Below are 17,724 nucleotides of genomic sequence, written 5' to 3'. Positions count from 1 at the left end.
TATGGATGTTATACTATTATTTAGTTATTTTTTAATTCAGCGGAGGTTATTCAATGAAAAAGGTACGGTATAGAATATGGATGTTTGTTACACTCGTTCTCATGCTATTTTTGCTTCCGGAAATATCAGTTAAGGCGGCATCCGATCCAATCATTAAGGTTAAATTAAAAGGCTATCTTGGTAACAAATCTGAGATTACCGTCGAACCGGAAGTCACGTACACTACGAATCTAGCAAATGTAAAACTAGAATCGAACAAGAAGTATACGTTGAGGGTCAGCGGTACGGAAATTGTTGTGCTGTTAGATTCAAAAGAATTAGGCAAAGCTTCTGAGATTGAAGTGAAACCTGAAACAGGGAACGGTCCACTTTCGATTAATGGCCGTACATACTTAGGTAGTTTCCGTTTTATTATGGAAGATGGGAAATTCATCCGTCCGTATAACTCGATTGGTCTTGAAGATTATTTAAAAGGGGTTGTTCCAGCTGAAATGCCCGCTTTATGGAATCAGGAAGCCTTAAAGGCACAGGCTGTAGCAGCAAGAACCTATGCAATGAGCTACATCAACAGAACGCCCGATGACACAGTGAGTTTCCAGGTATACGGTGGCTATGCTTGGCACGGAAATTCAACAAAAGCTGTTAACGCAACAGAAGGTCAGGTCATTGGTTATGGTGATAAACAACAACATATAGGTTCAGATGCTCTTTTTTACTCTAGCAATGGAGGAAAAACGGAGTCCAACAAAAATGTATGGGGCGGCACAGAGCGACCATATTTAATGGTCAAAAACGATCCATATGATCCGCAAACTGCATGGAGTTTTAGTGTGAAAAAGCATCAAATAGACCTTACAAACTTAGATTTGACAAAAGCAGATACATGGTGGGCTAATACGAAGGAAGCCGAACAAACACAAGAAATTTCTAATATAAGAGCCTGGCTACAGTCAAATGGCTATACAGGCAAAGACATTAAAATTACCGCTGTCCCTATACTCACCCTTCAAGCACCAACAAGTAGCGGCAGGGTGAGTAAAGGAAGTATTACGATTGAATTTATGGTGAAAGAAAAGGGGAAAGCGCTACAACAAAGTGTAATATTAGAAGATGTAGCGGCTTCGAAAATTAGAGACATTATAGGCCTGAGCTTCATGAAAAGCTTTTTAATAGAAAAAGTAGATACTGCAAAGGATACGATTAACGTTTCAGGTAAAGGATTCGGCCATGGTGTCGGACTAAGCCAGTATGGCGCGAAAAAGGCTGGTGAACAGGGATATACGTATCGCGAGATTCTTGCATTCTATTATGAAGGGACAAGCTTAAAACAAGCTTATGAGCCAGAACCTGAGGAAGTAGAACCAGTAAAGCCGGAACCGGCACCTGTCATTCCAACGCCAATCCCAACACCAGTTCCGGATCCTGCACCTAAAGATGAAACAGCACCAACAATTAATAATATAAAAACGTATTACGATACTAAAACAAACCAAGTCAAATTAACCTTTGATACGAATGAAAAAGCGAATGTGACAGTGGAAGTTAAGGATGAAAAAGAGGATGTCGTCGCTTCTCTTGTTAAAGGGGACGAAAGGCCATCAGGATTGCAATTAGCCGTTTGGGATGCTTCAAGGGTAAGCAACGGTTCATACACCTTTGAAGTTAGAACGATTGATAGTAGTAATAATTCAAGTTCAGTATCTGTTCCATTTGCATTAACAAAACCTGACACAACGGCTCCAGTTATTAATAATACAAATACCTCATATGACTCAAAAACGAATAAGGTTTTTCTAAAGTATGAGACCAATGAAAAATCAAAGGTTACTGTTCAAGTAAAAGACACAAAAGGTAAAATCCTAGCTACTACGATCAATAATACAGAGAAAAATGCCGGTATCCAATGGACATCGTGGAATGTATCTAAGGTTTCGAACGGTAAGTACTCATTTGAAATTGCAACGATCGACAGTAATCAAAATAAAAGCTCAGCAACGGTTACATTTACATTAACAAAACCCGATACAACTTCACCTTCCATTAAGAATATAAAAACCTCATATGATTCAAAAACGAATAAAGTTGATTTGAAGTATGAGATTAACGAAAAGGCGAAGGTAACCGTTCAAGTAAAAGATGCAAAAGGCAAAACCGTGGCGACACTGACCAATAATACTAATAAAAATGCCGGTGTCCAAAGTGCATCCTGGGATGTATCAAAGGTTTCGAACGGAAAGTATACGTTTACCATTACAGCGATAGATCCAAGTAAGAACAAACGTGCAACTACGACTTCCTACACATTAAACAAACCGGCAGCGAAGAATATGACTGGTAGGGTCAATGCTACAAAGTTAAATGTCCGTTCCAAACCCTCCACATCAGGGAAAGTTCTTGGCTCTTTGAAGAAAAACCAAACTGTTACCGTCATTACTAATAGCAGTTCTTGGTACAAAATTAAGTACGGTAAGGAAACAGGTTATGTATATGGAAAATACTTAACGAATGTCCGATAACGAAATCTATCCATGAAAGCCCAAATCAATTTTGGGTGAGCTTGATTATTTAAATGTCTAAAGTGAACCAAAAAATTAAACCTCTCTATAGTTAATTAGGCAACCTTGAGAGCATGAACCCAGTAATCAACTTGGTTCATGCTTTTTAAATTGGCCTAGATTCATTGGTCTTTCGAACACCTTTAAATAAAGTCAACCAATATTACTTATGAACAAAAAAGAAACGCTCAAAGAAGATTTAGATACTAAACATTAATTCCTATGTTCAATTATGTGTAAAACAGAGATTTTACGCATAAATAAAATATAGATGTTATCAGTAATGATTTTGTAAACGAACCGAGATATTACGAAGCCCTAACCTTTCACTTGCATTGAAAGGTTGATAAGTGTGAACCTACAAACATTCCTATCGGTGACCTAATATTCCAAATTTGAGCGATTTCTTTATTATCAAAAAATGCTTCAATTAAAAATTAAGTAAATAAACATACTTTTACATCCATTCGTTGCAGTTTCTTTAGCAAATTAAAATCCTATATACAATCAAAAAAGTGGCTGCCACTTTAAGGACAGCCAACACTAGTCTAGTTATAAAAAAGGAATTTTTTATTCACTAAAAATCTAATTATTCTAAAGTTTAATACCTAAACATAAATATACACCTAGTATTTTATATTTTTAATATAAATGCTTTTAAATTTCCAGCGATTTTATTTAGATTTCCATGTTCGTGCTCCCAAATAAAGACAGGTTCTAACATTATGTTATTTTGAATTTTGAAACATAGTTGTTAATGGTTTGTTTATGTCAATTATGCCTAAACGTGTGTTTTTCCTAAAATGATAGGTCCTATTCCGTGGTTTGGGTTTGATTCCATTTGCGAAAACAACAGTTTCATTTACGAAACAGCTGATACGTTGAAAATGCCTTCTGTAAAATAAATAGGGAGATTACTCCTTAAAAAACCTCTCCCTGTTTTTTATTTAGCGGCAGTATTTATCCCTTAATGCAAGTGCATATCTAACTGATTGCTCTGCACCTTTTTCTTGATCCTCAATCATTTGTTCTAGAAGTTCTGCTGGCGGATAATAGTAATCCAATGGTTTAATTACATTTAAATCATAAGGAGATTGTTCCACCTTAAATGCTCCTTCTCCTACTGCAAAGACTCCACCTGTACCAGGCTCTCTCTTAAAATGGATGGCATACGGGAAGCACATTTCAACGTTGATTCTAGTCAACATTGAATTCTCAATCAATATTTTAAAAGATTCTTCCAAATCGATATTACCAGTCCCAGCAGGTACGCCACATACCCTGTAATCTTCGCCATCATGGACGATAATATGATCCTTAAAATGAGTTGTAAAGGCATATGGTGCTAATTTTCTTACAGCATCAACCGGGTCCTCCCATGCCATCATTGCATTCCCGAAATCACAATGAGCACCAACCCAAGGGCTGTTGACTTCCTTTATGATTTGAATCACTTCATCCGTTAACTCTTCCTCGTGATTTTCAACAGCAAGCTTGATTCTATATTTCTTTAATAATGGTACAATTTGTTTAATATCTTCGGGAGCTCTTCTCAATCTGCCTGGATCATATTCTCCCATGCAGGTATACGTACGAATGACATCCGCTCCAATTCTATGCGCGGCCTCAATGACCTCGGTTAGATGTTTCGGATCGGTTCCATTTGTATCGATTTCAGCGAAAAATCCATACTTTTGAATTTCTTTTTTCACCTTGTCTAAGTATTCCGGTTCAAATGATTCTAATGTACCAATTCCTGGCAACCCTGGCCATGGAACAATATTGATCATGACTCCATCTAATCCCAATTCGGCTGTTTTTCTGATAAAACCGAAAATATCCATTCGACCTGTAATAAACTGCAAGTGAAAGCTTTCTGTCTCTAATCCAATTTTCATGTCTTACACTCCCTTATGTCAATTTATCTTTTGATATAAAATTAAGCATTGAATTGGTTGCCCTCCAGATTTTGTTGGAGTTCTTTTTTCTTGTTTACGATTTTTACTAAATAGCTACTAATAAGTAAACCGATAACTGCAAATGCAATCATGGTCAAAAAGACATGTCGATATCCTTCCATTCCTGGTGATCGATCTAACATGCTTCCATATAGAGTAAAGGCAAACATGGAAGGAGCATATCCTACTAAGCAGGCAATAGAAACTGCGGCACCACTTATTTCTCTTGGGATTCCTACTTCTTCAATAGGAGCAAAGAATACCGCTCTTTGTGAAAAGATGATGGCACCGTAAGCGAGTGTAAAGGTTACGCCAACATAAACATTCAGATGTTGATGTGGCAACAGAATAAAGATAATCATTCCAATGATAGATGCTGCAAAAGCCACCCGCAAATATTTTGATGGAGATTTAAACTTTTTGTCAGCCAAGAATCCCCCTATAGGTCCGCCTAACATTTTTAAACCGTATGAGTTAATGATCCCATATACCCCTATTAAAGCAACAGGTACTCCATAGATGTCTTTTAAGAATGGAACAAAGTACGTCAAACCAATATAAACGGAATATACTGAAAATATAGTGAATGCAACTACCCATATTTCTGGCATTTTTATCGCTTTTAAAGCACCTTTTAATGCTACCTTATTTTTGTTAACTTTTTCGCCTTGCTCATCTACCTCTTTAATTTCATCCTCTTCAAGGAGGAAATACAAAATAATAGCAATCACAATCATGGTAATCGAAAAGAAGAGGATGGCACCTCTGAAACCTGCCACCCCTTCTCCTAACCATTTAAAGATTCCAAGGGCAGCAAACGCTATTACAGTATCTACGATTCCTCTTCCTGCTTCTAGGTATCCAAACATTCTCCCCTGTTCATTTGAATCCCCTAGTAATCTTACAGATTTAATCAAGACGGGCCAAAAAGCAATTTCTGCAAATAATGCGAAAAGTCCCCAAATGACTAATATTTCGTAATAACTTGGAAATGTTGTCAAGTAAAATCCCGTTCCTCCAATCCCAATTAAAGCAACCGGCATCAACTTTTTCTTGGAAAATCGATCTGCTACATACATAGATATGAGGTAACCAAAGGTCTGGATAAAAGCGTAAACAGACAGGGTAAAACCAATTTGTGTGTGTGTCAAATGGAAATAATCCATCATAGGGATATAAAAAGCATCTTTTAACCAAGGGAGTTTAAAGACCGTTCCTCCACCCAGAATTAATACGGCAAGCGTAAACCATTTTTTTTTGTTGTTATTTTGATTAGTCAATAGCATGTCCCTCCTAAATAGATGCTTTAAGAGGTACAGACAACATTTCGGAAAAAATGTACGTTAAGGCTACAAACCTTGATATAAAAGTGAAGCACCCTAACGTTCGTTTTTGATGCTGGATCTAACAAAGCTACTTTTTCTTTGAAAATAGCTGGTTTTCAGACCCAAAACTCAATACCAAAACAAAGTTTCAATAATCTGGACTGATACCGTTTTTGGGAAGGGCTTAACGTACATAAAAACAGCAAAATCATTGCTGAAATTCGCTTAGCGTACAAAATTTCCGAAATCTTGGCGAGACCCCTTTAAGTAGAAAAATAGATTGAAAAGGCTTACACAAATGGTTAAATAAAACGGTTTCCCCCCCCCTGCGCGATCATATTTCAATAGGATTATTTGAATGTACTACTACTTATTATTTGGTACACATGCAATGACTTCGATCTCCACTAAAGCCTCTTTTGGTAAGCGAGCAACCTCTACTGCACTTCTAGCCGGATAATTTTCAGTAAAGTACGATTGATATACTTCATTCATTTTCGTAAACGTATTCATATCTTTTAAAAATACAGTTGTTTTTAAGACATGTTGTAAATCACTTCCAGCAGCTTCTAGAATGGCTTTTACATTTTCTAATGATTGCTTCGTTTGTTCTGCAACGGATTCCGGCATTTCATTTGTACTTGGGTTAATCGGAAGTTGTCCAGAAACAAAAAGAAAGTCTCCCATTTTTACTGCTTGAGAATAAGGTCCAATGGCACTTGGTGCATTGTTCGTTGAAATAGCGTTTTTCATCGTAATTGCCTCCTGTAATAAAAAATTATTATGATGATTTTATTTTATTATAATGTATAATTATTATTACAACAACTAAATTTTTAGTAAAGTTGAAATTTTAATAATATTTGTTAAACTAAAATTAACAAATGGAAATTGAAGGTGCGATGAGTGATGGTAGTGACAAATGTAGAAAAGCTGAAACAGTATATTCCAATGGTGCACTTTATTGCTAACATAATGGGGGAAAATTGTGAGGTTGTTTTACACGATGTAACAAACCCTGATCATTCCATTATTGAAATAGTGAATGGACATGTTAGTGAAAGAAAGATTAATAGTCCCATTACGGATCTTGCTTTGAAAATATTAAAAGATGAAAGTTATAAAGATCGAGATTATATCTGCAATTATAAAAGTAGATCAAAAAAGAATAAGACGCTCCGTTCTTCGAGCTATTTTATTAAAGATGAAATGAACAAAATCATTGGCATGATTTGTGTTAACATGGATATTTCCGATGTTATAAACGCTCGCAACATTTTGGATCAATTCATCATGATTGACAAACCCAAAAATGATCCTATAGAGTCATCAAAGCCTACCTTTGATACACATCTTTTTGAGAATTTCGAAGAAAATATTGAGGAACTTCTTTTATCTCTTATTAAAGGGGTTTTAGCAGAGTATGACATTCCACCTGAACGGATGTCATCGCAAGAAAAAATAGAAGTGGTCAAAATACTGAATGAAAAGGGAGCATTTTTACTTAAAGGCGGCGTAAGCGAGGTAGCCAAATATTTAGACGTATCCGAAGCCACTATTTATAGATATTTAAATAAAATCAAATAATCTGTCTGGACCTGTTTAGGGAAAACCTAAAAGATTCGGAGATTCACTTTGCGGTATGTTGTGAATTATTTATGAACCTGTTTCATTTATATCGGGATTTCTCCATCTATCGGTTGAAGTACATTTTCTAAATTACTCCCCTCCCATATTCATACTTCCTATATTGCGGGTAGTGACAGCTTCGCTGTTAGTACCCGCAATATGGAAATGTCAAGATTACAATAAGTTATTTAATTTTAATACTTCAAACATACATACCCCCGTCCTTATTAGATGGGAGTAAATGAGTTGTTAAATTTTTTTATAAAGGATACTTTAGCAATAAAGTCGTCTAAAAATCTAGTTTTGTTGTACAATCTGGCCCGATTGCTTAATAAGAAAAAATCCTACATTATCAAAAAACAACCTATAAACGGCCCACTCAGGGTTATAACTCTTCAATCATTACTGATTTCCCCATTATTAAAAGGTTCTCCTGAACCCAATATTAGCGTATTAGCGTAAATAAAAAGAACCCATTTTGAAAAAAAGATTGATCAAAGTGGATTCATTTCTTGTGATTTAGTATACAGTTTTTATAGAATAGTTTGATTATTTTTAGAGATCCCTTACATGAACTAAACCAGACCTCCCCGGGTAAGAGTGCAATCTTCCCCTCCATCTATCTGCTTATTTACTCTGTACCACCTTCGGCAGTAAGGACTTTGTTTTGTTTCGCAAACTCATCCAATGATACCTAGCCTTATATGAAGTTCGTGTTCCTCAGACCGGAGGTTTGCCGCTTGCTTCCTTCAGATTCTACGTCACCGTGGACACCCTTGCATTAAGCTAACCACTACTACTGCCTTCATGGTTCGGACTTTCACCCTATAGATTGCACCCATTCCGGGCGCACGAAAAAGCTGCCTTAAGACAGCTCTTCGGATAAATCTTTCGCCCATCCTTACTTTTTCATAACGGGGATCCATATTTCACTTCTAAATGTTGGTGAGGTTAAATCTTTATTTTCATTCCAAAGGATTTCCGGCCCATCTATTTGTTCATAGTTAGAGGATGGGAACCATTCAGAATAGATACGTCCCCATACATTTTGCAGTGTTTCAGGAAAGGGGCCGACTGCTTCGAATACCGCCCATGTAGATGCATCAACTTCAAGCTGTGTTAGGTTATCTGGGCACTCCCTCGTTGTTGCTGCGTCGATATTATGATCAAGCTCCCCTTTTTACTCCATTAACAGTTATTAACATAAGCATAGTTAAGATTAAAATAGACAATTTAGTTTTCATTGGGCATCTCTCCTTTAACAATATTAAAGGTATTATCCCCAATTTTTAATTTTCTTTGCCCCGATAGTTCCATAAAGAAAAAGCTACCTTAAAGACAGCACCGATCTTCAGCTAACGCACCCGTTAGCATTCCTGTAGATCGTTAAATATCAGGTTTGAAAAAAATAAAGCCCCTCAGTAAGATATGAGTATAGAGACCAATCTAACTCAAAACCTTAAGGAGGAAGCCCTACTATGAATGTTAAAATGCAAAACAAACAAAATCAACTAATTGAGAGAATTACGGATCAACATCTAGTTGTTGGTGTGGATATTGCCCAACACGTACACGTGGCCCGTGCAGTAAACTATCGGGGCATTGTGGTCGGAAAACCTTTGTCTTTTCAAAATAACGAAGAGGGTTTTACTAGCTTACTAAACTGGATAAAGGAACTAAAACACTTGAAAAACTTAGACACCACGATAGTCGGAATGGAACCTACCGGTCATTATTGGATAAACCTTTCAAAGTGGCTAGTCAAACAAAACATGGATGTTGTCACGGTCAATCCTCACCATGTCAAAAGAAACAAAGAAAATCGTGATAATACGCAATCCAAAAGTGATAAAAAAGATGCCCTTGTCATCGCTGATATGGTGAAGAATGGCTACTATGCCTTCGTTCGTTCCACTTCAGAGTCATTTGAAAAACTTCGTGTCCTTATGGCTAACCGAGATGTGATCGTTAAGCGTCTTGTTAGCTCCATCAACCAAATTAATCGCTGGGTGGATGTTGTCTTTCCCGAGTTCCGGGAAGTGTTTAAAGACGTATCATGTAAAGGGGCAATCGCAAGCCTACGCCTCTTTCCTACCCCAGCTGAATTATGTTCCTTACAGCCTCAAGATATCGTAACCGGGTGGAAATCATGTATGAAGCGACATTCCGGGCATAAAAAAGCCCATTCCCTGCTTGCGTTGGCCAAGCGTTCAATTGGTACGAAACAAGCCCTTGATGCGTATAGACTTCACTTGGGACAGTTATTAGAGGAATATGATCTCGCTTCATCCCAACTCGAAAGAGTGACGCAAGAAGTCACAAACGTCTTGGAACAGATTCCATTCGTTAAGCAATTACTTGCCATTAAAGGAATCAGTGAGATTTCACTAGCGGGCATCTTAGGAGAAGCTGGAGATCTAAGTGGGTTCGCTCACGGGAATGCGCTCCTTCGTCATGCAGGATTGCATCTAGCTGAAGCAAGCTCTGGGAAGTGGAAAGGCCAAATTGTTCTTTCCAAACGTGGAAGATCACGCCTGCGGCGTTACCTTTTCCTTGCGACCATGAGTCTGGTGATGAATAACCCTGAGTTTAAAGCCCTACACTCGAACAATGTTAAAGTGAAGAAGATTAAGAAAATGAAATCCATCATGAAACTATGTGGAAAACTTGCCCGTGTTCTAGTAGGGATTGCTCGTAATGGCTCTGCCTATAAACCGGAAATGGTCTTCCCTCTTGAACAACTAGCAGCGTAAATTTACATTCACATTGTTATTAACGAAAGTTGGCTTATTCGTAGGATTTCAAAGAAAGCACGAAGTACTGGATGTAATGAACAAAAGGGCAATGACCCGTTCCGTTAGCAAAACCGGCCTCCACCCCCTGGATAGGTGTGACGAAGGAATGAAAGGGCATATGATTATGACCCGTTGAGACATGGGAGGGAAAGCCTCCAGGGGCAGCGTGGAAAATGCGTACAGCATATGTAATAATATGGGATTTTTAATAGATCCCCTATTTCAATCTGCCCTAATCTTATCAAAACGGTCCTATCTCTTTCGTTTATCTAAAGCAACCTATACCATGTGGTATGAAATCCTGCGAATAAGCGAGTATTCGTGAGTATTATCTATTAAACTGAGGGAGTTCATTAAGGGAGAACAATTTATCATTAAATATTGAGAGTATTCTTTGTACTTATTTATTTTTCAGTTCTTTTTTTATTTCTAGAATCGTTAAACCTTTCTTTTTTAATTCTTTGATTTCCTCTAAACGCTCAGATGCAACAATTCTTGGATAACGTCTTGTCAAACGTATGTCCTCTTGTTCAAATGGTAGCATTCCTTCTTCTGTATAAAACTTAATAGTGCTATATCGGATATCTGTTAAACGGACTAATTCGCTTATGCTAACAAAATCCGAATTTAATATATCTTCATATGAACGTCTTCGTCCCATAGTCTGTCTCCTTTTATATCACTACAGCAGATGTTAAAATAATAGCATCCATAAACTCTATTTCTTTATTGATATTTTTGATATCTTTCCATCTTTTATGGTCATTCTGTTTTAGTTCTTTTATTCTATTCTCTAATTGCTTCACCTCATAAGAAGAAAAATATTGATTGAGTAATTTGCTTGATTTTAAAAGTAAAGAAAGTGTAATAATTTCTACTGTTACTTGTTCAGGTTCGAGTAGTTCTGCTCTAATCCTTTGAACTATTCGTTCTTGAGCAGCTTCACTGTTATCAGATTTTGCTAAAAGTTTTGTATAAAGATCCCTTCTGTTTTTTGAAGGAATACTTAAATAACGCATCCAGCGTTTAAAGGTCATCGGCTGTTTACTGTTAATCAGTATCAGTAATTGCTTTAACGCTTCATTATTCGAATTATAACTTTCATCAGTAACAATAATTTTATTTTTTTCATCAAATGCAATCAGATTATTAATTAAGAGGTCAAAAAACATACCACCAACGGCGTACATTTGTATAATCCTTTTACGACCAATAAAGGAAAACCTGATTTTTCTGCCTTCACTCAGAGTGATAAATTCTTCTCCTATAACTATATCCCTCATTACTTCATCCACCTTTCAATTTTCCACAACACTTACTACTTACTACATACTACTTAGAACAAGTATATTACATAAATTCCCACATATCTACCATTAGAAATAAAAAGTCTAAAAAATCCCCATTCCATCGGAGGGGATCACTTGAATTTGGTTATTTCTTATGGAACTATCCTGCCCCGATAGTTCCATAAGAAAAAGGCTCCCTTAGCTCCTCCCTAATTGAATTAGGAATAAATATGGTAGTCTTTTAAACTGATTTTAGTTTTTCTTTTATGGATTGTAATTTTTTGAATTTCTTATCGTAGCTTTGTCTTTCTAACATCTTGTTTACTAATTCAATGGCATCTTTTTTGCGATTTGCCTGCAAATAAGCTTCAACTACCTCGTCAAACCCCTTAGAGTACGGAAACTTTTCTTCTTTTGCTAGTTCAAATGATATATCAAAGTAATCGGTTGCCTTTTTATATTGTTCTAACCTTAAATACATTCTGGCGTTAGCTAAATTTAATTCCGCACGTTCCAGATTAGTAAGTGTATCTAATTCTAATGCTTGTTTTCTTAGATCAAGGGCTTTTTCATATTCCTTTTTTTCTTCAAGATAAAAAGATTTGTCATAGAAATGTCCAAACTTTGTTAAAGGTCTTTTGGATTTATAAATTCTATATACGATATAAATTAGAAGTAATGGTAATGCTATCAAGTATTTTTCCCCCTAAGATGGTTGACCGTTCTATTGTGGTTATAAAACCTCCTTTATTGAAGTAAAAGCACCCGTTAGTTTAAGTACATTACTTCACAAAAATGAACTACTTCTCTCCAAAACCATTGCCAAAAACTCACTAAATTTTACTAAACCACCACACAATAAGTATTATACTCGCTCCCCCAAAAACTGTGGTTCCCACTATCCACCAAACTATGGATTGGATAGTTGAACTTTGCTTACTATCCATATTTCTTTTTATATAAGAGAGAACAACAAATCCGATTATGATGAAACCAAGAGTTATCAGAGTAATATATCCACTTTCAATCCCCCTTTTTGGTGTAGTAGATTCTCCTCACTTATTGTGTATGCTTCTACATGGCCTTATTTTTATTTTCCAACTAAGTGTAACCTGTCCAGTACCGGAAATTCTTTCTATTAGTTGATTTTGTTTGTCTTGCATTTTAAAATTCATATTAAGGTTCCTTCTAAGGTTTTGAGTTAGATGATGTCTTACTCATATCTTACTGAGGAGCCCTATTTTTTTCAAAGCTGAAAAATAACGAACTACAGGAATGTAACCTGCCCCGATAGTTGAATAAAACTTCTGTAATTATTCCTTATTTTAATTTTAAAAATGGCTTATCGAGGTTCGATAAGCCACTTTTATACATATTGTATTATTTTGATAATGCGATTTTTATCTGGGCTAAATGATGCTCTTCGTGCCAAGCTAATTTTGCAACTTTTGTAGCAACTGTTATTATACCGTTTATCTGGTGAGTAAAAGCTCGATCTAATTGCTCTTCAGTTAAACTATATCCTAAAGATACGATGCGCTCATTTATACCTTCTAACATTTTAATAGAACTTTCTACAGGAAGCTTTGTATCCGGTTGAATAGCCCACTTTTCTTCATCAAAAGCTGGTACTGTTGGGTTCTCATCTGTTAAAGCCAGCTTCAAACGTTGATACATGTTCAACTGAGAATCTGCAATGTGATGAACAAGTTGACGAACTGTCCAGCTACCTTCACGATAAGTTCTGCTTAATTCCTCATCACTTAATGAGTCGACAGTTTCTCTTAATCGAATCGTGTAAGTTTCAATTTCCTTTAGCCATTCTTGAAAATTTTCTAATGTTACTTTTTCAGGAACTTGTAGTTTCCCAATTGGGTATCTTACATCCATTTTCAATCCCCCTTTTCCTTATTCTTTATTTCATTATATTTCGGTATTAACGTTTAATTTTATTTAATTATATCACTTCAACAAACTGCATCGTAATTCAAAAGCTTATTCAATTAAATGGCCCTATAATGAAAAATAGGCGCTTACCCTTGTTTCAGAATAGCGCCCTTTAATTGAATAACTAAAATCTGACCTCACTCATAATATCACTTAATTCTTATACAACTAACGCACCTGTTATTTTAACAAGACCTTATGATAACTTGGACATAAAATACTGGTCAAAAAGATTGCCATCTATCACTAGTGAGTTTCTTTTTATTCCTTCTACCTCAAACCCCATTTTCTTATATAGAGATACTCCTGCTTCATTTTGAGTGACGACTGTAAGCTCTAACCGTAAGATGTTATGAATTATTGCCCATTCTTCTAACCTTTGAAATAGTTTTGTTCCTATACCACGCCCTGTGTATTCTTTTAAAATACCTATAACTAGATAGGATGAGTGTTTGGTTCTTCTTTTATCTCCGCCAATCACTGCTAAATATCCTACTAGCTGTCCACCTTCTTGTTCTGCAACAAGTACAGTTGAATTATTCTCTTTGTCCATTCGTTCCAACCATTTACGTTGTTGTTCAGGAGAACCTTTTCTTTCTCCTGGTTCCATAAGCATAAAATCAGCCTCAGTTTCAACTTGCTTCATTAGCCAATCGAAACTTTCAGCATCCTCAGGTTTTACCTCTCTGATTAACATCAAAATCCCCCCTTAAATATATCCAATATTATACATCTTAATGAACTATCCTGCCCCGATAGTTTAAGTACATTTATTAACAAACTTTGGTTGTAATTCTATAAAAAAAGGAACTGCTTTCACAGTTCCCCTTTTAGATATTTTCCCAATGAATAATTAGAGCCAGTCTGCACTTTCATCAGCAAACCTTTGTAAGTCATTCATAAAAACACTTGCATGATAACCATCACAAACAGCATGATGAATTTGTAACGAGACAGGTAAGAACCATTCATCTTTTATTTGTGAATATTTACCCCCAGTTATAATGGGTAAGAGAAAATCTCCACCATTATTAATATTTAAATTAAATGCTGTAAAAGAATTCCAAGGGATCATAGATATGGGAATATTATTATCTGGTACAGGAGTCTTTGGAAATAAACTACCCGTACCATTGTATTCTTCTACATCTTTTTCATACTGAGAATGAAATTCAGAAAACCTACTTACATTTGGTGACCATATGCTAGAAAATGTGTATGTCTTCTTATCAAAGATTGTATAAGAAGGCAAAATTTCTGACCAATAACCTAAATTCCCTTCTGGGTTAAAACTGGTTTTAAATTCTCGATGGGAATTAACTATATTTGTAACCATAAAAATAAACGCAGGATATAACTTATAATTCTTCTTCTTTAAGTTCTTCATAAGAACAGTAATATTAATTTCATTCGTTATACTGAACGTTGTTTGTTGTTGTAAATAGTGTTCGAAATACTCTTTTCGATACCAATTTTCACGATCAATTATATTGAATTTCATATACAACGCCTCCTAATATGTTTTATTTGATTTAGGAGGCTATTTCCTCTGCTTTTTTCATGACAATCATCCTTTTGTAAACTAATTTACACCACCACATTATCAAGTATTCCGACTAAAATCAATTTACAGATATTACTTTCTTCCACTAACTGCCTCGCTCCTCACAGAATATCAAAAGGGGTTCGGAAATAATACATTCCGAACCCCTTTTGTCGACAAACTGAGGCATGAGCCCGGTAGATTACCGGGTTCATGCCCTCAAGGCTGCCTAATTAAATAAAGTGTCTAACTTTTTGGGTCACTTCAAAGCAACTCCCTTATTGAAGTAAAGCACCTTATAGTTTAAGTAGAAACCATCACATTCTCTTATGTGTATCATAAAAAAGGATGGAACAAATGCGATCCCATCCTAAAAATCTTTATTGCTTGTGTTTCTTTTCCTCTTGGTGTTTATGCTTCTCTTCCCCTTGTTTGTGTTTCTCCTCTTGGTGTTTATGCTTTTCTTCCTCTTGTTTGTGTTTCTTTTCCTCTTGTTGTTTATGCTTTCCTTCCTCTTGTTTATGTTTTTTATCCTCTTTATTTCCACCAATATCAAATTGTTTATTTTTATTATTTTTTATAACTTGTGGAGCTTCTTCAGGATTTGCACCTTTAATGAACAGTTCATTATTCACCCGGTATACATCACTAGGCTGCTGGAAGCTACTTTTGTCTGTTCCAAACGCTTCCAGCATCGCCTTAAACATTTGGTGCGAGATTTTAGTTGTATTTCCATCCATATAATTACCTGGACCATTTTTAGTATATCCAGTCCAAACCGCCATAGTGTATTGCGGTGTATAACCAGCGAACCAACTATCATTTACCGAACCGGCTGGATATCCATATTGTGCTCTGGTTTTACTGTCAAAATTGGTTGTGCCAGTTTTTCCAGCCACATCTAGTCCAAGGACATTTGCTGTTTTTCCTGTACCAGATTTTACGACTGTCCGTAACATATCCGTCACCAAATAAGCTGTGTGATCATGCATAACACGTTTTGGCTTTTGAGTTAAATTAACAACTCTGCCATCAGGATAAACAACTTTACGAACAAAATGTGGTGTATTGTATTCACCGTTATTTCCAAAAGCACTATATGCCCCTGCCAACTCTAATGGATTAACCGTATTACTTCCAATCGCATATGATTCGTACACCTTATTATTATTAAAAGTAATACCCAGATTTTCTGCAAAGTTTTGTGCTTTATCCATCCCTACTTCTTGAAGGGTAAGGAGTGCTGGAATATTGTATGACCATTGAAGTGCTGTTCTAATCGACAACTTTCCGTGATATTGATGATCCCAGTTAGAAATAGATTGACCATTTGAGTAGGTTATCTCATGATCATTAATTTGGTGTGCTGTAGACCATTTTGAATTTTCAATAGCCGGACCATAATCAAAGACTGGCTTGAAAGTAGATCCTGGTTGACGTTTAATATCAACCGCAAAGTTGTTGCCCCGGAAGGAAGCTTTATATTGGTTTCGACCGCTTCCAATAGCTCGTACTTCTCCTGTTTTTGTATCTAAAAATACGAAGGCTCCTTGAAAATTTTCATTTGGATAAGAAATAATCGTATCGGTGTTCATTATTTTGTCCGCAAAGGTCTGAGCTTTTGGATCTAGCGTCGTATAAATAGATAATCCATCCGAACTGATATCTACATTTTTCAGCTTTCCTTCAACTTCTTTTACAACAGCGTCCAAAAACGCCTCGTACGGCATTCCCTGCTTTTTCGTTTTTGGAACAAGTCCTGATGTAACTGGAACCTTCTTTGCATCCTCCAATTGCTTTTTCGTAATATACCCTTGTTTATACATAGCTTCTAAAACAATATTACGACGATTTGTTGCAGCTTTCACATGTTCGGGTTCAGTGGGATCATAATAACTTGGACTCTGTGGGAGCCCCGCCAGCATAGCGACCTCTGGAAGCGTTAGTTTATTTAGATGATCGGCATCGATTCCGTAGTAATTTTCGGCGGCAGCTGCTACACCATATGCCCCGTCTCCAAGGTAGATCTTATTAAAATACATCATTAAGATTTGATGTTTGGAATACTTTTGCTCAAGCTGATAGGCCAAGCTCCATTCCTGTACCTTTCGCTTTATTGTTTTCTGAGGTGACAAAAAGGAGTTTTTAATGACCTGCTGTGTAATCGTACTTCCGCCTTGAGATCCGAAATCCCCTTTTAGGTTCTTGAAGATTGCTCTAGCAGTTCCTTTTATATCAATGCCATTGTGTTCATAAAAATGTGCATCCTCCGTGGCAATGAAAGCATGTTCCAACATTTTTGGAACTTGAAAATACTTAATTTTTGTCCGTTTTTCTTTACCATATTCGTAAAGGAAATTCCCGTTTTTATCGTATAATTTGGTAGAAAGCGGATCGACTAGTTTTGAAGCATCTATTTTAGGTGCATCCTTAATCATTGCTGCAACCGTAACTGCCCCTATTCCAATTGAAACAACACCCAACAGTAAGCACCAAAGTAAAACTTTTTTCAAGAAAGAACTTCTTTTAGGGGAGCTCTTACCTTTTTTTTGATCTTGTTTTGTTTTTTCCACTTGTTTTCGTTCCTGACGAGAACGATACGTTTCTGACATTAATCTTCTCTCCCATATTCAAGGTTACTCAACAAAATTGAAGAAAACTATGCAAAGAAATAACCTTTTAT

At 36.2% G+C, this 17,724-nt stretch carries 13 protein-coding genes and 1 pseudogene; 3 read left to right on the top strand and 11 right to left on the bottom strand.

Going from position 1 to position 17,724, the window contains the following annotated elements; translation table 11 throughout:
* Positions 1-53 precede the first annotated feature (53 nt).
* The gene (locus UP17_RS01705) at positions 54-2,516 is read left to right on the top strand and encodes a SpoIID/LytB domain-containing protein (RefSeq protein ID WP_061461230.1); all 2,463 of its coding nucleotides are present in this window, start codon (positions 54-56) and stop codon (positions 2,514-2,516) included.
* A gap of 986 nt (positions 2,517-3,502) precedes the next feature.
* Here the strand turns inward: UP17_RS01705 and UP17_RS01700 are convergent.
* The 3 genes from UP17_RS01700 to UP17_RS01690 form a co-directional block, all read right to left on the bottom strand.
* A complete protein-coding gene (locus tag UP17_RS01700; protein ID WP_061461229.1) occupies positions 3,503-4,453 on the bottom strand; it encodes a sugar phosphate isomerase/epimerase family protein in 951 nt (316 codons plus the stop codon).
* Positions 4,454-4,494: 41 nt separating this feature from the next.
* Positions 4,495-5,793 (bottom strand): MFS transporter, encoded by a 1,299-nt coding sequence (locus tag UP17_RS01695; protein WP_208857039.1) that lies wholly within the window; start codon positions 5,791-5,793, stop codon positions 4,495-4,497.
* A 411-nt stretch (positions 5,794-6,204) separates the two neighbouring features.
* A complete protein-coding gene (locus UP17_RS01690) occupies positions 6,205-6,591 on the bottom strand; it encodes a RidA family protein (protein ID WP_061461227.1) in 387 nt (128 codons plus the stop codon).
* Positions 6,592-6,753: 162 nt separating this feature from the next.
* Here UP17_RS01690 and UP17_RS01685 point away from each other — a divergent pair, with 162 nt between their 5' ends.
* Positions 6,754-7,425 carry a helix-turn-helix transcriptional regulator gene (locus tag UP17_RS01685; protein WP_208857038.1) on the top strand — a complete coding sequence of 224 codons (672 nt, stop codon included), beginning with the start codon at positions 6,754-6,756 and terminating at the stop codon, positions 7,423-7,425.
* A 943-nt stretch (positions 7,426-8,368) separates the two neighbouring features.
* On the opposite strand, the pseudogene UP17_RS25920 reads toward UP17_RS01685, so the two are convergent.
* Positions 8,369-8,644: pseudogene (locus UP17_RS25920) on the bottom strand (GyrI-like domain-containing protein); the annotation flags it as partial.
* A gap of 301 nt (positions 8,645-8,945) precedes the next feature.
* Here UP17_RS25920 and UP17_RS01675 point away from each other — a divergent pair.
* Complete coding sequence (locus UP17_RS01675; protein WP_061461224.1) at positions 8,946-10,220, top strand: IS110 family RNA-guided transposase; 1,275 nt, start codon at positions 8,946-8,948, stop codon at positions 10,218-10,220.
* A 442-nt stretch (positions 10,221-10,662) separates the two neighbouring features.
* Here UP17_RS01675 and UP17_RS01670 read toward each other — a convergent pair whose 3' ends face one another.
* The 7 genes from UP17_RS01670 to UP17_RS01640 form a co-directional block, all read right to left on the bottom strand.
* Positions 10,663-10,923: a MerR family transcriptional regulator gene (locus UP17_RS01670; RefSeq protein WP_061461223.1), complete on the bottom strand. Its 261-nt coding sequence runs from the start codon at positions 10,921-10,923 to the stop codon at positions 10,663-10,665.
* A gap of 13 nt (positions 10,924-10,936) precedes the next feature.
* The gene (locus UP17_RS01665) at positions 10,937-11,545 is read right to left on the bottom strand and encodes a hypothetical protein (protein ID WP_061461222.1); all 609 of its coding nucleotides are present in this window, start codon (positions 11,543-11,545) and stop codon (positions 10,937-10,939) included.
* Positions 11,546-11,792: 247 nt separating this feature from the next.
* The gene (locus UP17_RS01660; protein ID WP_061461221.1) at positions 11,793-12,245 is read right to left on the bottom strand and encodes a tetratricopeptide repeat protein; all 453 of its coding nucleotides are present in this window, start codon (positions 12,243-12,245) and stop codon (positions 11,793-11,795) included.
* Between the two features lie 686 nt (positions 12,246-12,931).
* A complete protein-coding gene (locus UP17_RS01655; protein ID WP_061461220.1) occupies positions 12,932-13,441 on the bottom strand; it encodes a YfiT family bacillithiol transferase in 510 nt (169 codons plus the stop codon).
* 253 nt (positions 13,442-13,694) lie between these two features.
* Positions 13,695-14,195: a GNAT family N-acetyltransferase gene (locus tag UP17_RS01650; protein ID WP_061461219.1), complete on the bottom strand. Its 501-nt coding sequence runs from the start codon at positions 14,193-14,195 to the stop codon at positions 13,695-13,697.
* A gap of 156 nt (positions 14,196-14,351) precedes the next feature.
* On the bottom strand, positions 14,352-14,999 hold the full coding sequence (catA, locus tag UP17_RS01645) for a type A chloramphenicol O-acetyltransferase (protein WP_061461218.1): 648 nt from the start codon (positions 14,997-14,999) through the stop codon (positions 14,352-14,354).
* Positions 15,000-15,421: 422 nt separating this feature from the next.
* Positions 15,422-17,653, bottom strand: a complete 2,232-nt coding sequence (locus UP17_RS01640) for a transglycosylase domain-containing protein (RefSeq protein ID WP_061461217.1) — start codon at positions 17,651-17,653, stop codon at positions 15,422-15,424.
* Positions 17,654-17,724: the final 71 nt, after the last annotated feature.

The sequence above is a fragment of the Peribacillus simplex genome, from assembly GCF_001578185.1.
GTDB lineage: Bacteria > Bacillota > Bacilli > Bacillales > DSM-1321 > Peribacillus > Peribacillus simplex_A.
Note: the sequence above shows the minus strand (reverse complement) of the source record. Positions and strands in the feature narration are given on the sequence as shown.